The sequence below is a fragment of the Achromobacter marplatensis genome (genome assembly GCF_002209535.1).
Classification (GTDB): domain Bacteria; phylum Pseudomonadota; class Gammaproteobacteria; order Burkholderiales; family Burkholderiaceae_B; genus Achromobacter; species Achromobacter marplatensis.
Window position 1 is genome coordinate 17547 of record NZ_NJIG01000023.1, and the last position, 15479, is coordinate 33025.

The 15479-nt window shown below is 65.9% G+C and carries 16 protein-coding genes; 4 read left to right on the forward strand and 12 right to left on the reverse strand.

What is annotated here, in order from left to right; all coding sequences use genetic code 11:
* Nucleotides 1-39: 39 nt before the first annotated feature.
* From atpE to CEY09_RS28865, 5 genes are all read right to left on the reverse strand, one after another.
* Nucleotides 40-282 (reverse strand): F0F1 ATP synthase subunit C, encoded by a 243-nt coding sequence (gene atpE, locus CEY09_RS28845; protein ID WP_003815363.1) that lies wholly within the window; start codon nt 280-282, stop codon nt 40-42.
* A gap of 118 nt (nt 283-400) precedes the next feature.
* Nucleotides 401-1282 (reverse strand): F0F1 ATP synthase subunit A, encoded by an 882-nt coding sequence (gene atpB / locus CEY09_RS28850; protein WP_006227276.1) that lies wholly within the window; start codon nt 1280-1282, stop codon nt 401-403.
* An 87-nt stretch (nt 1283-1369) separates the two neighbouring features.
* Complete coding sequence (locus CEY09_RS28855; RefSeq protein ID WP_035214069.1) at nt 1370-1783, reverse strand: ATP synthase subunit I; 414 nt, start codon at nt 1781-1783, stop codon at nt 1370-1372.
* Between the two features lie 561 nt (nt 1784-2344).
* On the reverse strand, nt 2345-3898 hold the full coding sequence (locus CEY09_RS28860) for a DUF1254 domain-containing protein (RefSeq protein ID WP_088591230.1): 1554 nt from the start codon (nt 3896-3898) through the stop codon (nt 2345-2347).
* 253 nt (nt 3899-4151) lie between these two features.
* A complete protein-coding gene (locus CEY09_RS28865) occupies nt 4152-4928 on the reverse strand; it encodes an enoyl-CoA hydratase (RefSeq protein ID WP_088591231.1) in 777 nt (258 codons plus the stop codon).
* Nucleotides 4929-4956: 28 nt separating this feature from the next.
* Here CEY09_RS28865 and CEY09_RS28870 point away from each other — a divergent pair, with 28 nt between their 5' ends.
* Nucleotides 4957-6732 (forward strand): M61 family metallopeptidase, encoded by a 1776-nt coding sequence (locus CEY09_RS28870; protein WP_088591232.1) that lies wholly within the window; start codon nt 4957-4959, stop codon nt 6730-6732.
* A gap of 46 nt (nt 6733-6778) precedes the next feature.
* Here CEY09_RS28870 and CEY09_RS28875 read toward each other — a convergent pair whose 3' ends face one another.
* The 5 genes from CEY09_RS28875 to CEY09_RS28895 all read right to left on the reverse strand — a co-directional run bounded on the left by CEY09_RS28875 (nt 6779) and on the right by CEY09_RS28895 (nt 11207).
* On the reverse strand, nt 6779-7741 hold the full coding sequence (locus CEY09_RS28875) for a Bug family tripartite tricarboxylate transporter substrate binding protein (protein ID WP_088591233.1): 963 nt from the start codon (nt 7739-7741) through the stop codon (nt 6779-6781).
* Nucleotides 7742-7778: 37 nt separating this feature from the next.
* Nucleotides 7779-8477: a 3-oxoacid CoA-transferase subunit B gene (locus CEY09_RS28880; RefSeq protein ID WP_088591234.1), complete on the reverse strand. Its 699-nt coding sequence runs from the start codon at nt 8475-8477 to the stop codon at nt 7779-7781.
* Between the two features lies 1 nt (nt 8478).
* Nucleotides 8479-9144 carry a 3-oxoacid CoA-transferase subunit A gene (locus CEY09_RS28885; protein WP_088591235.1) on the reverse strand — a complete coding sequence of 222 codons (666 nt, stop codon included), beginning with the start codon at nt 9142-9144 and terminating at the stop codon, nt 8479-8481.
* A gap of 2 nt (nt 9145-9146) precedes the next feature.
* Nucleotides 9147-10115 (reverse strand): Bug family tripartite tricarboxylate transporter substrate binding protein, encoded by a 969-nt coding sequence (locus tag CEY09_RS28890; protein ID WP_088591236.1) that lies wholly within the window; start codon nt 10113-10115, stop codon nt 9147-9149.
* 189 nt (nt 10116-10304) lie between these two features.
* Nucleotides 10305-11207, reverse strand: coding sequence for a LysR family transcriptional regulator (locus CEY09_RS28895; protein ID WP_088591237.1), 903 nt, complete (start codon nt 11205-11207; stop codon nt 10305-10307).
* Nucleotides 11208-11320: 113 nt separating this feature from the next.
* Between CEY09_RS28895 and CEY09_RS28900 the strand changes: the two genes are divergently transcribed.
* The gene (locus CEY09_RS28900) at nt 11321-12118 is read left to right on the forward strand and encodes an alpha/beta fold hydrolase (RefSeq protein WP_088591238.1); all 798 of its coding nucleotides are present in this window, start codon (nt 11321-11323) and stop codon (nt 12116-12118) included.
* A 17-nt stretch (nt 12119-12135) separates the two neighbouring features.
* On the opposite strand, the gene CEY09_RS28905 is transcribed toward CEY09_RS28900, so the two are convergent.
* Together CEY09_RS28905 and CEY09_RS28910 are read right to left on the reverse strand one after the other, a co-directional pair.
* On the reverse strand, nt 12136-13014 hold the full coding sequence (locus CEY09_RS28905; RefSeq protein WP_088591239.1) for a helix-turn-helix domain-containing protein: 879 nt from the start codon (nt 13012-13014) through the stop codon (nt 12136-12138).
* Between the two features lie 74 nt (nt 13015-13088).
* Nucleotides 13089-13991 carry an NAD(P)/FAD-dependent oxidoreductase gene (locus CEY09_RS28910; RefSeq protein ID WP_088591240.1) on the reverse strand — a complete coding sequence of 301 codons (903 nt, stop codon included), beginning with the start codon at nt 13989-13991 and terminating at the stop codon, nt 13089-13091.
* Between the two features lie 124 nt (nt 13992-14115).
* On the opposite strand from CEY09_RS28910, the gene folB reads away from it, so the two are divergent.
* On the forward strand, nt 14116-14475 hold the full coding sequence (folB, locus tag CEY09_RS28915) for a dihydroneopterin aldolase (RefSeq protein ID WP_006217044.1): 360 nt from the start codon (nt 14116-14118) through the stop codon (nt 14473-14475).
* Between the two features lie 2 nt (nt 14476-14477).
* Nucleotides 14478-15443, forward strand: a complete 966-nt coding sequence (gene ttcA, locus CEY09_RS28920; RefSeq protein ID WP_088591241.1) for a tRNA 2-thiocytidine(32) synthetase TtcA — start codon at nt 14478-14480, stop codon at nt 15441-15443.
* Nucleotides 15444-15479 lie beyond the last annotated feature (36 nt).

A 15479-nucleotide genomic window follows, 5' to 3' on the forward strand; every position in this document is an offset into this window, starting at 1 on the left:
CCAGCGTCATGACCCGCCTATTCGCCGGCGGGCGCTGCCTTAGCCGACGAACGGGTTGGCGAAGGCGAACAGCATGGCAATACCCACGCCGATCAGGAATGCCGCGTCGATCAGGCCAGCCAGCAGGAACATCTTCGTTTGCAGAGCGTTCATCAGCTCAGGCTGACGAGCCGAAGCTTCCAGATACTTGCCGCCCATCAGTGCGATGCCGATGCAAGCGCCGATAGCACCCAAACCGATGATGAGACCGCAAGCGAGGGCAACGAAAGCGACGTTGGTCATGACAACTCCTTGGTTAGAAATCTGAAGTCAAAAATTGAAAAATAAGGGGTACAGCTCAATGCAAGATAATCTTGCTATCCCACGCTGGCCGGGTGGCCAGCGCAGGAAATTCGGGGGATCAGTGGCCTTCGTGTGCCTGGCCGAGATACACCAGCGTCAGCATCATGAAGATGAAGGCCTGCAGAAGAACGATCAGGATGTGGAAGATCGCCCAGATGGAGCCGGCCAGGATGTGGCCGATTCCCAAGCCGATGCTGGCACCGTTGAAGCCGGTCCAGGCGCCGCCCAGGAGGGCGATCAGCATGAAAATCAGTTCGCCGGCGAACATGTTGCCGAACAACCGCATGCCCAGCGACACGGACTTGGCGGCGTATTCGATCAGGTTCAGCAGCAGGTTGAACGGGGCCAGCACGACGGCGCCCAGGCCATGCGCATGGAACGGCGCGGTGAACAGTTCTTTGACGAAGCCGCCCGGGTGCTTGATCTTGATGCCGTAGTAGAACATCAGCAGCAGCACGCCCAGCGACATGCCCATCGGCACGTTCAGGTCGGCGGTCGGCAGAATGCGGTGGTAATAGAGGGGATCGCCGTGTTCCGCACCCAGGCCGGTCAGGCGCCAGATGGAGGGCAACAGGTCAACCGGCAGCAAGTCCAGCGCGTTCATCAGGATGATCCAGAGGAACACGGTGAGCGCCAGCGGGGCGATGAAAAGACGGCTCTTGGCGTTGTGGACGATGCCCTTGGCCTGGTCGTCGACCATGTCGACGATCATTTCCACGAAAGCCTGGAAGCGGGTCGGCACGCCACTGGTGGCGCGGCGAGCAGCGCGCCACAGGAAGAAAATCACGATCAGACCCATCAGGCCGGACCAGAACAACGAGTCGTAATTGATGATGTCGAACTGAGCAATTGCGCTCTGTTTCTCACCGGTATTGTTCAGATGCACCAGGTGATGCTGAATATACGCGGACTGAGGCGACACGTCGCTGGCAGCAGCCATTTGAATCCTACCCTATTTGCTGTATGCCCGAACCCTTGCGAGCCGGACGATTCCACGATCACGTTTGCCGCTACTGACTACTCGGCGCTAAGACAACTTGCGGAACATCAAAAGCAGGAGGTAACCCTTCAATGTGAGTATCAGACCGAGCAATGCAGCGGGCCACACCAGGGTGTCCTGCGCCACACGCGAAAGCCCCCACAACAGCAATGCCGTTGCGAACAACTTGATCAACTCACCAGAGAGAAAGGTAAAGGGACTGGCTCGACCGGCACGAACGCTGACAACCAGGCGCAATGCGAACAACGCATTGGGTATGAAATACGCTCCCGCCCCCGCCAGCGCCGACCAACCAGCCGCTGCCCCTCCGACAACCCCCGCAATTACTGCTGCTGCGAGCCCCATGGCGCCTTGCGCCGCCAATGCCAACAGGAGCCCGCGGCTAGCTTGAGCATTCAGCGCCGCGCGATCCGCGTCGCTGAGAACCAGAACCTTGTCCATCTCGTCCTGGTCCAACAAACCCTGTTGCACATGTTGCATCGAGTTCTGCTGCATCAAACTTCCCCGCTGTACTTCTTGCCCCTATCAGAACCGGCGTGCCCGCACTTGAAACCTGATGCTTTGTCCTTACATAAGTCAAAGGCACCGCTTTCAGTACGCGCTAGTGTCTGGCTTCGGCTTGCCTGGGTTCGCCTTTCAGCGTTTGCCTTTCAGCGTTCGCCTATTCAGCCCATGCTTTTCAGCATCCGCTAATTTAGCGTCTCTACCCTGCAATCCGCGCCCATCCACCGCTTACCAGCCGCCACGTGTTCTTATCCCGCAAGCGTCAAACCCGCAGAGTATAGCGTGATTCTTTTTGCTCGAGCAAATGAACTTTCGGGGGTTTGTAAGGTGCAAACAACGGCCCGGGCGTACTAGATACCGCACGAAAAATAGGGACGCGAGCGCGCCCCTCGTTCCACCTGCTCAAGCCTTGCGCAACCCGCCTCTGCACTCTAAAAAAACGGCCCCGACATCGGGGCCGCTTTGTTCCGGCAGGCGGTGGCAACCGGCTGCGCGGGCTTAGTCTTCCTTGACCGGCGGCGGCGCCCACTGGCCATCCAGCGCCGTGTCTTGCGGCCAGTACAGGCGCAGGCTCAACAGGAACGGACCGTCGGCGGCCGGCGTGCTGATCCAGTTCGAACGCTTCTTCTCGCCCGGGTCGCGGCGCTGGATGTAGATGTCCAGCGAGCCGTCCGAGTTGTACTTCAGCCCGTCGGTGCTGCGCAGCGCGTAGCGGTTGGCGGGGTTGTCGGCAAAGCCGTGCTTGTCGTTATAGACGTGCAGCGACCAGAACGCGTTGACGGGCGGCAGCTGGCCCTTGTCGAAGTGCAGCACGTAGTCCTCGTTGGAGTTCAACGGACGGCCCTTCGAATCGGCCACGGTCACCGGGTACAGCACGTCCTCCGGCGTCGGCGCGCCCAGGCCCGCATAAGCGATGGCGGCGCGGCGCGCGTAGTCGGTGCCGTAGGTGCCGATGCCCGACAGGACGGTGTTCCAGCCGTTGATCGGCGTGCCCAGGCGCGACACGCCATCGGCGATGCGGCGACCCGCGAGCGGCTGGGCATCGGCCAGGGCCTGCTGCACGGCCGGGCTCAGGCGGCCATACGAGAACGGTTGGCGGCTGTCCAAGCCGATGCGGCGCATGCGGTCCAGGATCGGCGAATCGTTGGCGTGCGGCGGATTGTTGCGCAACACATCGAAGAACAGTGCAAAGAAGGATGCCGCGTCCATGCTGGCCGCCTGCTCGGCGGGCGTGCCCTCGGGCAGGTTTACCGGCGTCGGCAACGGCAGGCCGCTGCCGATCGGGGCCGAGCCCACGCCCGATCCGGTCTGCGGATAGGCGTTGCCCGCGGTGTAGCGGCCGCTGCGCATCGGCGTCGCGGCGGTCTGCGTGACAAGCGGCACAGCAGTCATGCCGGCCTGGATCTGATTGACGGCCGCGTAGTCCTGCGGACCGCCGGTCTGGGTCCAGCCGATCAACCAGCCGGTCGAGGTCGGGCTGCGGATCACGTCGATGCCGGCGGGCACGCTGCCCTGCCAGTTGGGGCCGACGATGGCGAAGGATTGCGCGCCGGGGCCGTTGGTGCGGGTGCCGCGCGAGGCGAACACGTCGCTCCACATATCCAGCGCCGACAGCACCGAATAGCGCCCGCCCGTGTCGGGCAGGTTCACGATCAGCGGCGCTTGCGAAACATCGAACCACAGGCTGGAGTACAGCGCGTCGGCGCTGGGCCACGGCGTGTCGGCGGCGCGCGGGTCAGGGAAAGCGGTCTTGTGGCCGAACTGGTTCACCGGCGCGCGCCCGTCCAGCGGACTTTGCACGGCGGTGGCCTTGCGGCGCGCCAGCTCCATCAACACCATGGGATAGGCGTAGACGTAGGCATCGATGGCCGTGTCGCGCAGATCCTGCTCGCTCATCTGCGGCGCGGCAGCCGAGGCGGGATAGGGCGTTTCGGACACCAGGCGCAGCGTGGGCTGCGGCGATTGAGCCTGAGTGGCGGTCACGAAGCAGGCGCTGAGCGCGCCCGCAAGGACCGCGGCGGACCACCGGCGATTGGCGATAAAAGTACGCATGCAAGGCTCCTTCTTGATTTTGTTTGCAAGCGAGCCGCCGCGCGGGACTTGCCAGGTTGGGCAAGCCGCTCTGGCGCGGCACCTCTTGATGACGCCTAATCAGGATAGGGAAGAAGTCTGCAACAAGGTGCTGCCCAGACGTTTCAAGGCGCAACGGGAAAACCCGTATTCATCGCCCATGAAAAACGCGCCCTGCCGGGCGCGTCGGGTGTATCAGGACATGCACACGCCGCTTGCGCGGACGTAACAAGGCTTAACGGTGTTTAAAGTCCGGTTTGCGCTTTTCGGTAAACGCGGCCATGCCTTCCTTCTGGTCTTCGGTGGCGAACAGGGAATGGAAGACGCGGCGTTCGAACAGCAGGCCTTCGTTCAGCGAGCTTTCGAACGCCCGATTCACGCATTCCTTGGCCATCATCACGGACGGCAGCGACATCGACGCGATGACGGTGGCGGCATCCAGGGCTTCTTCCATCAGCTTGTCGGCGGGGACCACGCGCGACACCAGGCCGGCGCGCTCCGCTTCTTCGGCGCCCATCATGCGGGCGGTCAGCGCCAGATCCATGGCCTTGGCCTTGCCCACGGCGCGCGGCAGGCGCTGCGTGCCGCCGGCGCCCGGGATCACGCCCAGCTTGATCTCCGGCTGGCCGAACTTGGCGGTGTCAGCGGCGATGATGATGTCGCACATCATGGCCAGTTCGCAGCCGCCGCCCAGCGCGTAGCCGCCCACGGCGGCGATTACGGGCTTCCGGATGCGCTTCAAGGTTTCCCAGTTGCGGGTGATGTATTCGCTGCCGTACACATCCATGTACGACCAGTCTTTCATCGCGCCGATATCGGCGCCTGCGGCAAAGGCCTTCTCGCTGCCGGTAATGACCACGCAGCCGATGTCGGCATTCGCTTCGAACGCCAGCAGTGCCGCGCCGAGCTCATCCATCAGTTGATCGTTCAGCGCATTGAGCGCCTTGGGGCGGTTCAGCGTCAGCAGGCCGACGCGGCCCCGGGTCTCGACCAGTACAAACGACTCGCTCATTGAATGTCTCCAGTAATAAGATAGAAGCATGAAAAAATCAGATGCCGCTTTTCCGATACTTTACCGCCTTGCGCCGTTCGATCCGGCAGGACACCGCTACCGGATAACCCTAACCATCGATACGCCTTCTCCTGAAGGCCAGCGGCTGTCGCTGCCGGCCTGGATTCCGGGCAGCTACCTCATCCGCGATTTCTCGCGCCAGATCGAATCGCTGTCGGCCCATGCGGGCACGCGGCGCGTGAATGTCGACAAAATCGATAACCACACCTGGCAGGCCGCGCCTTGCGACGGCCCGTTGCGGGTCGAATACGTGGTCTACGCGTGGGACCTGTCGGTGCGCGGCGCGCATCTGGACGAAAGCCACGGCTTCTTCAACGGCACCAGCGTGTTCCTGCGCGTGCATGGCCAGGACCATCTGCCCTGCCTGGTGGACCTGACGCCGCCGCGCGGCCTGGACGGCTGGAAGGTCTACACCAGCCTGCCCGAGGCCCGCGGCCACAAGGGCGCCGCCCGCCGCCACGGCTTTGGCCTGTACCTGGCGCCGGATTACGACGCGCTGATCGACCATCCCGTGGAAATGGGCACGCCGCATGTGGCGACGTTCATGGCCCACGGCGCGGAACACGAACTGGTGTTTACCGGCGTGACGCCGAACCTGGATCTGGCCCGCATCACGGGCGACGTGAAAAAGATCTGCGAGACGCAGATCGCGTTCTTCGAGCCCCGCACGAAACGCGCGCCGTTCCTGGACAGTTCCAACCGCTACGTCTTCATGACCATGGTGACGGGCGACGGCTACGGCGGCCTGGAGCATCGCGCCAGCACTGCGCTGATGACGTCCCGCAAGGACTTGCCGGTGCTGGGCCAGCAAGGCCAGGGCGAAGGCTACCGCGGCTTTCTTGGCCTGGTCAGCCATGAATACTTCCATACCTGGAACGTCAAGCGCATCAAGCCGCAGGCGTTTGCCCCCTACCACCTTGAGCAGCCCGACCTGACGCGCCTGCTGTGGGTGTTCGAAGGCTTCACGTCCTATTACGACGACCTGCTGCTGCTGCGCTCGGGCGCGATCACGCAGTCCGACTACCTGCGCTTGCTGGCCAAGACCATCACCAGCGTGGCCCGCACGCCGGGCCGCGCCAAGCAGTCGGTGGCGGAAAGCTCGTTCGACGCGTGGACGCGCTATTACAAGCAGGACGAGAACTCGCCCAACGCGCTGGTCAGTTACTACACGAAGGGCGCGCTGGTGGCGCTGGGCCTGGACTTGCTGATCCGCCGCGACTCCGCCGGCCGCCATTCGCTGGACGACGTGATGCGCCTGCTGTGGGAGCGCTATGGCCGCGACTTCTATCAGGGCAATCCGCAGGGCTTGCCCGAAGACGGCCTGCCCGCGCTGATCCAGGAAGCCACCGGCGTGGATGCCCGCCGCTTCATCGCGCGCCATGCCTACGGCACGGCCGACGTGCCGCTGGCCGAACTGCTGGCCGCCGAAGGCATCACGCTGCAATGGAAGACGGCGGCCAACATCCCGTCGCTGGACGTGCGCACGCGCAAACAGGGCGACTCGCTGCTGCTGGCCACCGTGCTGGAAGGCGGCGCGGGCCACCAGGCCGGCCTGTCGGCGGGCGATGTGCTGGTGGCGGTGGATGGTTTGCGGGTGGATGCACCCGCCGGCCTGGACCTGCTGCTGGCGCAGTATCGCCCCGGTGATCGCGTTACGGTACACGTGTTCCGCCGCGACGAGTTGCGCGCGTACCGCGTGAGGCTCACCGCGCCGGAAGCGCTGGATTGCGTGTTGACGGTATAGCGCCGCGCGTCGGGGGATACGGCACAGGGGCCCATCGGGCCCCTGCTTAATTCAGCTTGGCCCCCGAGGCGTCCACCGCCTTTTTCCACGCGTCCAGTTCGCGGTCGATATGGCTGGCGAAGTCGGCTGGCGTAGAGCCCACGGTTTCATAGCCATAGCCCGCCAGTTGCTGCTTCAACGCGGGCAACGCCACGGCGTCGGCGATGCCGCGGCTCAAGGCGTTGACGACATCGGGCGGCGTGCCCGCCGGCGCCAGCACCCCGTACCAGCCGTTCACGACGAAGCCAGGCACGCTTTCGGCCACCGTGGGCACATCGGGCAGCAAGGGCGAGCGGCGTTCACCGGTGACCGCGATGGCCTTCAACTTGCCTGCCTGCACCTGTGGCAACGACGTGGAGATGCTGTCGAACATCAACGACACCTCGCCGCCCAGCAAGGCGACGACCGCGGGGCCGCTGCCTTTGTACGGCACGTGCATCATGTCCACGCCCGTCTGGTTCTTGAACATCTCGGCGGCCAGATGGCTGGTGTTGCCGTTGCCGGCGGACGCGAAACTGAGCTTGCCGGGATGGCTCTTGCCGTAGGCGATCAGTTCGGGGATGGTGCTGGCCGGCGTGGACAACGGCGCAGCCACCAGCATCGGCAACGTCGCCACCAGCGAGACCGGCGCGAAGTCACGGCGGGTGTCGTAGGGCAAGGACGGATACAGGCTGGGGTTGATGGCATGCGCGGCCAGCACCATCAGCAAGGTGTAGCCGTCAGGCTTGGCGCGCGCCAATTGCGCGGACGCGATGGCGCCGCCCGCGCCCGGCTTGTATTCCAGCACGATCGGCTGACCCCACTTCTTCTGCAGTTCCGCGCCCAGCGGCCGGGCCAGCATATCGGCGCTGCCGCCCGGCGGATACGGGATCAGCAAGGTGATGGGCTTGTCGGGGTAGGTCGGGGCGGCTTCTACAGCACCCAGGGACAGGACGCCGAGCGACGCGGCGATCAGAAGCGAACGGATCATCAGGGGGTCTCCTTTGCCCGAAGGCGGATGCACACCGTCAGGCGTAGCGCGGCGTGCCGGCTGGATCCAGCACGATCACGCGCGGCGTCGCCGGGAAATGCAGCGGCGCCTCGGTCACGGAACGCAGGAAGGCCGCGGTAACGCCTGCCTTCATGGCGTAGACATTCAAGCCGCCGGGCGTCACGTCGATCACCGCCAGATCGGTATAGATGCGCGTCACCACGCCCTTGCCCGTCAGCGGGTAGGTGCATTGGCGCAGCACCTTGGGCGTGCCATCGCGGCCGCGGTGCTCCATCGTGACCAGGACCTGCTTGGCGCCCACGGCCAGGTCCATCGCGCCGCCCACGGCGGGAATGGCGTCGGCCGCATTGGTCTTCCAATTGGCCAGGTCGCCTGATTCCGATACCTGGAACGCGCCCAGCACGGCGTAGTCCAGGTGGCCGCCGCGCATCATCGCGAACGACACGGTGTGCTCGGTGATGGAAGCGCCGTCCAGCAGCGTGATGAACTGGCGGCTGGCGTTGATCAGGTCTGGATCCACGTTTTCGCCGCTGGCGGCCGGGCCCATGCCCAGGATGCCGTTTTCGCTGTGCAGCAGGATGTCCTTGTCTGACGGCAGGTAGTCGCCCACCAGCGTCGGCATGCCGATGCCCAGGTTGACGATGGAGCCGTCGGGGATGTCGCTGGCCAGCAGCTGTGCGATCTGCTGGCGGGTCAAGCCGGGGATGTCTTGCATGTCAGGCCTCCACCCGCACCACGGATTTCACGAAGATGCCTTGCGTCATGACCTGCTCGGGCACGAACGTGCCCAGCGGCACAACCTCGTCGACCTGCGCGATGGCGTGGCCGGCGGCCATGCACATCACCGGATTGAAGTTGCGCGCAGCATGCCGATACATCAGATTGCCCCAGCGGTCGCCCAGATGGGCGCGGATCAGCGCGTAATCGCCGCGCAGGGGATGTTCCAGCACGTAGCCCACGCCGTCGATCACTTCCTGGCGACGGCCCGCGGCCAGTTCGGTGCCGTAGCCGGTGGGCGTGTAGAACGGCCCCAGCCCGGCGCCTGCCGCGCGCAGCCGTTCAGCCAGCGTGCCCTGCGGCACGCATTCCAGTTCCACCTCGCCAGCGCGGAACGCACGCGCGAACGCATCGGAATTGGGCGGACGCGGATGCGAACAGATGATCTTGCGGACCTGCTTGCGGATCAGCAGCGCGGCGATGCCGCGCTCGAACGTGCCGGCGTTGTTCGAGATGATGGTCAGGTCGCGCCGGCCCGATTCCGCCAGGCATTGCAGCAGCTCGTAAGGCACGCCCGCTTCGCCGAAGCCGCCCACCAGCACGGATGCGCCGTCGGGAATCACCGCCACGGCCTGGGCCATGGATGCTTGGATCTTGTCGATCACGTCTATTGCTCCTGCGCCAGTCCGGCCGCGTCCACGATCTGTTTCCAGCGAGCGCGTTCCTGGCCGATGAACGCGGTGAATTCGGCGGGCGTGTTGCCGCCGGCCTGCCCGCCCATGGCCTTGAAGCGGTCGCTGACTTCGGGGCTCTGCACGACGTCACGCGTGGCGGCGTAGAGCTTGCCGATGACGTCCTCCGGCGTGCCGGCCGGCGCAACCAGGCCAAACCAGGCAGTCACTACCATGTCCTTCACGCCGGCCTCGGCCATGGTCGGCACGTCCGGCAGTTCAGCCAGCCTGCGGTCGCTGGTGACCGCAAGCGCGCGCAGCTTGCCGGATTGGATGAACGGCATCGAACTGGGCAGGTTGTCGATCATGAACGTGAACTGCTGGCCCAGCAGCGCGGCCACCGCCGGGCCCGCGCCCTTGTAGGGCACATGCGTGCCGGGGATGCCGGCGCGCTGCTTGAACAGTTCGGCCGACAGGTGCGGCGATTGCCCCGCGCCGGAACTGCCGAAGGACACCTTGGCCGGGTCCTGCCTGGCCAGCGCCAGCAGGTCGGCGACCGTGCGGGCGGACGAGGCTTCGTTCACGACCAGCACGTTGGGCACCGAGATCACCAGCGTCACCGGCGCGAAGTCGGCGGGCTTGTAGGGCAGCGTCTTGTACAGCGCGTAGTTGATGGCGTTGGGGCCGATGTTTCCCATCAGCAAGGTGTAGCCATCGGGCTTGGCGCGCGCCATCGTCTGCGCGCCGATGATGCCCGCAGCGCCCGCGCGGTTTTCCACGATGACCTGCTGCCCCAGCCGGGCGCCCAGCTTGTCCGCGATCAGCCGCGCGGCGATGTCGGTGGTGCCGCCAGGCGCGGACGGGACGATGAGGGTGATCGGCCGTTCAGGCCAGGCGGCATGGGCCTGGCCTGCCAGGGCGAATGCCACCGCGCCGACAGCCAGCCAGCGATGCGCGTGCAACATGCTTGTCTCCCGACGTGATCATTGATTGATCAACTTGTGGAGACAGAGTGTGTGCGCCGCGGGGGAAATTGCCTATTCTGCAATCTGGAGGGCGGCCTTCGCCTGAGGTGAAGCCGCCCTCCCTGCGCGCTAGGGCTGGCGGCGGATGAAGTGATTCGCGGGCAAGCGGATCGGCTTCCGATGTTGGGACTACGGCTTTCGAATTTCGGCGGACGCCGCTTGCAGAGCCTGCCACAGGCGGTTCGCGACTGGGCCTTGCGGGCGGTCGCTGCGCCGGGCGGCCACCAGTTCTTCGATGCTGCCGGGCAGATGGCGGCTGGCAATCGACACCAGCCGGCCGTCGCGCAATTCGTCTTCGATCAGGAAACGCGGCAGATGGCCCCAGCCCATGCCTTGCAGGATGACGTCCTTCTTCATGAGCTGGTCAGGCACCGTGCATTGCGGGGCACCATCGACCATGAAGTAATCGCGCGGCGGCGTATGGCGGGCCGTGTCGCGCATCACGCATTGCGTGGCTTCGCGCAATTGCGGGAAGCTGATGGCGCGGCCGCGCGCGGCGGGCAGGAACCCCGGCGCCGCCACCGGAACGAACGGCACCTTGGCCAGGTCCAGCCATTCGATGCGCGGATCCTGCTTGTCCACGCGATGCAGGATCAGGTCCGCGTCGCCATCGAGCAGGCGTTCGGCCGGGCCGCCCACGGCCTCGAAGTGCAGATGCAGGCGCGTGCCGGGGCACTGCGCGGAAAAGCGGTTCAACACGGCCAGCATCCACGGCCGCGGACAGAAGTCGCCGATCACCACATGCAGGTCGCTTTCCTCGCCCATCGCCAATTGCGCGGCGTGTGTGCGCAAGCCTTCCAGTTCGCGCAGCAAGCCTTGCGCGCAGCGGTGGAAGGATTGCCCCGCCGGCGTCAGCCGCACGCGATAGCCGCTGCGATCCAGCAAGGCCAGATCCAGTTGGCGCTCCAGCTTGGCCACGGCCGCGAACACCGCGGGGTGCGAACGATGCAGCGCGACGGCAGCGGCCTGGAAGCCGCCCGCGTGCGCCACGGCGTCGAAGCACTGCAGGTCGTGCAGGGTGAAGTCGCTCATGCGTGCCTCTGATGTCTGTTTTTCTGACAATGATGGTCCGGACTTTGTAATTTCTTCCGGATCGGCGCGCAACTACGATTTGCCTCATCTCCACCCGACCAGGCAGACCCGCCATGCAAGACCTCTCCTTCTTCACCACCGGCGACGGCGTGCGCATCGCCTACCGCATCGATGGCGACGTCCGCCTGCCGGTGCTGGTGCTGTCCAACTCCATCGGCACCACGCTGCACATGTGGGACGGCCAGATCCCCGCCCTGTCGCGCCACTTCCGCGTGCTGCGCTACGACACCCGCGGCCACGGCGCGTCCGGCGTGCCGGCAGGCGCCTATTCGATGGACCGGCTGGGCCGCGACGTCATTGAGCTGCTGGACGGCCTGGACATCCCGCGCGCCCACTTCCTGGGTCTGTCGCTGGGCGGCTTCATCGGGCAATGGCTGGGCGTGCATGCGCCGGATCGCATCGACCGCCTGATCCTGGCCAACACGTCCGCCTACCTGGGACCCGCGCCGCAATGGGACGCGCGCATCGCCGCGACGCTGGAGGCGCCCGACATGACGGACACAACCGCCATGTTCCTGGGAAACTGGTTCCCCGCCCGCCTGCTGCACGCCGGCGGCCCCGTCATCGACGCGTTCCGCGCCGGGCTGATGGCCACCGACAAGCATGGCCTGGCGGGCGCGTTCGCGGCCGTGCGCGACGCGGACTTGCGGCGCACCATCGCGTTGATCACGGCGCCGACCCTGGTCATTTCAGGGCGCGACGACACCGTGACGGCGGCCAGCCACGGCGCCGCCATCGCGGCCACGGTACCGGGCGCGCAGTCGCTGGAATTGCCGGTGGTGCACCTGTCGAACATCGAACAGCCCGAGGCGTTCATGGACGCGGTGCTGGGGTTCCTGCTGCCGCGCTGAGGCGGCCCCGCCCGGCATCAGCGCAAGGCGCTGGGGCTGGCGTTGAAGCGGCGGCGGAACGCCACCGAGAAATGCGCGGGCGCGTAGCCCACGTGCCAGGCGGCTTCCGACACGCTCATGCCGCCGTTCAGTATCAGATCGCGGCCACGCAACAACCGCGCCTCTTGCACGCAACGCGCCATGCTCAGGCCGAACACGCGCTTGAACGCCTGTTCCAGCTTGCGCGTGTGCAGGCCGAAATCTCGCGCCAGTTCGGAGGCCCCTGGCGGCTGGCGCAGGTCGGCCAACAGCCGGCGGCGCGCTTCATGCGCCGCGTCCAGTTCCCGCGCGGCAGCGTGGGTGGGTTCCGCGGACAAGGCGGCGGTCCGGGTCGCCTGCGCCAAGGCCACGGCCGCCAGTTCCAGCCCCTTGGCAGCCAGATACAGGCGGCGCGCCGCCCCGTCGAAGGCGCAGACGCGCACCTGGTCGGCGATGCGGCGCGCGTCGCGCCCGGCGGCACCGTGCCAGACGATCGGCTCACTCGACGGCTGCCCCGGCGAGAGTCGCTTGAAGAAGTCAGGCTCCAGCCCCAGTTCCGACCACAACGCCGTCTCCGGCAGGCTGACCATCGCGTACTGCTGGTCCACGCCCGCCTCGAAGGCGTCCGCGCCTTGCGCCTGGCCGGTGTTCCACGCCAGGAACAGCGTGGGGCCCTGCAAGCGCAAGGCGGTGCGGTCTTCGATCCGGCTGTGCACATCCCCATCGAGCATGATGACTTTCAGGCCGCGGTGCAGCGGTTCGTCGCGCCAGCGGGTGGCGTTGCGCCGGAACACGCCCGCGTGCAGGGCGACGCCGCCGGGCTGGCTCAGTGCCGCGTCAACGCGATGGTGTTCGGCGGCGGCGCGCAGGGAAGGCATGGACGGATCCGGTTCTTATTTGAGAATAATTATTATTACCCAAATAAGGCCCGCCTGTCCGGACGGCGGCCGGCTTATTCCCCTGCGCGCTCCCAGCGGCGCTGGATGGCCTTGGCCGCCACGACCCCGTCCGCCATCGACGTGACCACGCAGGGATGCATGCGGTGCGCCACTTCGCCCACGGCGTAGATGTCGGGCACGCTGGTTTCGGCGGTGGCGAAATCCGTGCGGATGTAGCCGCGGTCGTCGCGGGCCAGCCGCAGGCCGTCGGCGAAGGCGGCTTGCGGTTCCCACCCGTAGAAGACCAGAATCAGGTCGTAGGGTTGGCCGTCCACGCTGCGTCGGGCGGGATCCACCTGGTAGGGGCCGATGCGCACCCCTTCGCGGCCGGCGCGCGTCACCCATTGCTGCTGGGCGCGGACGCTGCGGGCGTACAGATGCACGGCGCGGGCGCCGCGGTTGCGCACATAGACGTAGTTTTCGAACGCGTTGTCGCCGCCGCCCAGCACCGCGACCGACAGGCCGGAGTAGTCCTGCGCCACGATGGGGGAACCCGGGCCGATCAGCACGCCGGGCCAGGATGCGCCCGGCGGGTGGTCCGGCAGGCCCTTGGCCCGCACGCCCGAGGCGATGACGAGCGTGCGTCCGCGCACCTGCGTCTGGCTGCCGTCCGGGCCGGTCAGGGTGGCCTGGATGCCGCCCTTGCAAGGCAAGACGCCGGTCGCGCGGGTTTCCAGGCGCAGCGGCACGCCGGCCGCGCGCACGCTCGCGTCAATATTGGCCGCGACCTGCTGGCCGGTCACCCCGGGCAGCACCGCGATCCAATCGTCGGCGAACGGATTGTCATTGCCCAGCCCGCCCAGGCGGGTGCTGGCCTCTACCAACAGCGGGGACAGACCCAGCCTGGCCAGCCACAGGGCGCAGGAAGCGCCGGCCGGGCCGCCGCCTACAATGACCGCATCGTGCATCTGTTGCATTTCACCCCTTATTGACTGCGCCGGCGTCCTCAAAGACGCCCGGACATGGCCGAATTGTAGCCAGCGCGCCGTCCCTGACCCGCTGTCGCCTTACAATTCCGGCTGTCCCACCCAGGTTTTCATCATGCCCACACGCCGCATCATCCTTTCCGGGCTTGCGCTCGACGCCCGCATCGGCATCCTCGAACACGAGCGACGCGCCACCCAGCCCCTGCACGTCGATGCCGAGTTTGACGTGGACATTCAGCGCTCGGTCGACGACCACGATATCCACAGCGTGCTGGATTACCGCCGGCTGCGCGAGGCCATCGTCGAGGAATGCACCCAGGCGCATGTGAACCTGATCGAAACCCTTTCCGAACAAGTCGCCGCGCGCCTTCTGGCCGACTTCCAGGAAATCCGCTCGCTGCGCCTGCGCATCAGCAAACCCATGGCCTTTTCCGACTGTGCGGCGGTAGGCGTGGAAATCCAGATCACGCGTTGACCATGAACGATATCGCTCCCCCTATCCGCTTCCGTACCGAAGCAGAAGAGAAGGCCCGCCACGAAGGCAACAAGCTGACCAAGCGCCTGGCCCGCGAGACCACGCGCGCGCTGTCCGACTACAACATGATCGGAGAAGGCGACCGCGTCATGGTCTGCCTGTCGGGCGGCAAGGATTCCTATGCGATGCTGGACATCCTGCTCCAGCTGCAAAAGCGCGCGCCGTTCAAGTTCGAACTGATCGCGGTGAACCTGGACCAGAAGCAGCCTGACTTCCCCGACCACATCCTGCCTCAGTACCTGAAAGAACTGGGCGTGCCCTTCCACATCGAGACGCAGGATACGTATTCCATCGTCACGCGCGTGCTGGAAGAAGGCAAGACGATGTGCTCGCTCTGTTCGCGGTTGCGCCGCGGCATCCTGTACCGCGTCGCCTCCGAACTGGGCGCGACCAAGATCGCGCTGGGCCACCATCGCGACGACATCCTGGCCACGTTCTTCCTGAACCTGTTCTACGGCGGCAAGGCCAAGGGCATGCCGCCCAAGCTGGTGTCCGACGACGGCCGCCACACGGTGATCCGCCCGCTGGCCTATGTAGCCGAAACGGACCTGATCGCCTACGCCGAACTCAAGCAGTTCCCCATCATCCCGTGCAACCTCTGCGGCTCCCAGGAAAACCTGAAGCGCAAGGAAGTGGGCCGGATGATCAAGGACTGGGACAAGCAGCACCCGGGCCGTTCGTGGAACGTGTTCAACGCGCTGTCGCGCGTGGTGCCGTCGCATCTGATGGACCGCGACCTGTTCGACTTCGTGGGCCTGAAGCCCACCGGCGTGCCGGACGCCAACGGCGACACGGCGTTTGACGCCGTGGATCCGGACGAAGACGGCGACGACGCCTGCGGCGATACGCCGGAAGCGCTGGAACCGGGCGCGATCGTGGAAAAGAAGGTGATGTTCACGCGCAGCTGATGCCTATGGGTTGCGCGCGTTGAATGGCCGCGTCCT

Excerpts from the sequence above, each read along its gene's own strand:
- atpE (WP_003815363.1), bottom strand. The coding sequence starts at position 282 with ATGACCAACGTCGCTTTCGTTGCCCTCGCTTGCGGTCTCATCATCGGT.
- atpB (WP_006227276.1), bottom strand. The coding sequence starts at position 1,282 with ATGGCTGCTGCCAGCGACGTGTCGCCTCAGTCCGCGTATATTCAGCAT.
- CEY09_RS28855 (WP_035214069.1), bottom strand. The coding sequence starts at position 1,783 with ATGGACAAGGTTCTGGTTCTCAGCGACGCGGATCGCGCGGCGCTGAAT.
- CEY09_RS28860 (WP_088591230.1), bottom strand. The coding sequence starts at position 3,898 with ATGCGTACTTTTATCGCCAATCGCCGGTGGTCCGCCGCGGTCCTTGCG.
- CEY09_RS28865 (WP_088591231.1), bottom strand. The coding sequence starts at position 4,928 with ATGAGCGAGTCGTTTGTACTGGTCGAGACCCGGGGCCGCGTCGGCCTG.
- CEY09_RS28870 (WP_088591232.1), top strand. The coding sequence starts at position 4,957 with ATGAAAAAATCAGATGCCGCTTTTCCGATACTTTACCGCCTTGCGCCG.
- CEY09_RS28875 (WP_088591233.1), bottom strand. The coding sequence starts at position 7,741 with ATGATCCGTTCGCTTCTGATCGCCGCGTCGCTCGGCGTCCTGTCCCTG.
- CEY09_RS28880 (WP_088591234.1), bottom strand. The coding sequence starts at position 8,477 with ATGCAAGACATCCCCGGCTTGACCCGCCAGCAGATCGCACAGCTGCTG.
- CEY09_RS28890 (WP_088591236.1), bottom strand. The coding sequence starts at position 10,115 with ATGTTGCACGCGCATCGCTGGCTGGCTGTCGGCGCGGTGGCATTCGCC.
- CEY09_RS28895 (WP_088591237.1), bottom strand. The coding sequence starts at position 11,207 with ATGAGCGACTTCACCCTGCACGACCTGCAGTGCTTCGACGCCGTGGCG.
- CEY09_RS28900 (WP_088591238.1), top strand. The coding sequence starts at position 11,321 with ATGCAAGACCTCTCCTTCTTCACCACCGGCGACGGCGTGCGCATCGCC.
- CEY09_RS28905 (WP_088591239.1), bottom strand. The coding sequence starts at position 13,014 with ATGCCTTCCCTGCGCGCCGCCGCCGAACACCATCGCGTTGACGCGGCA.
- CEY09_RS28910 (WP_088591240.1), bottom strand. The coding sequence starts at position 13,991 with ATGCAACAGATGCACGATGCGGTCATTGTAGGCGGCGGCCCGGCCGGC.
- folB (WP_006217044.1), top strand. The coding sequence starts at position 14,116 with ATGCCCACACGCCGCATCATCCTTTCCGGGCTTGCGCTCGACGCCCGC.
- ttcA (WP_088591241.1), top strand. The coding sequence starts at position 14,478 with ATGAACGATATCGCTCCCCCTATCCGCTTCCGTACCGAAGCAGAAGAG.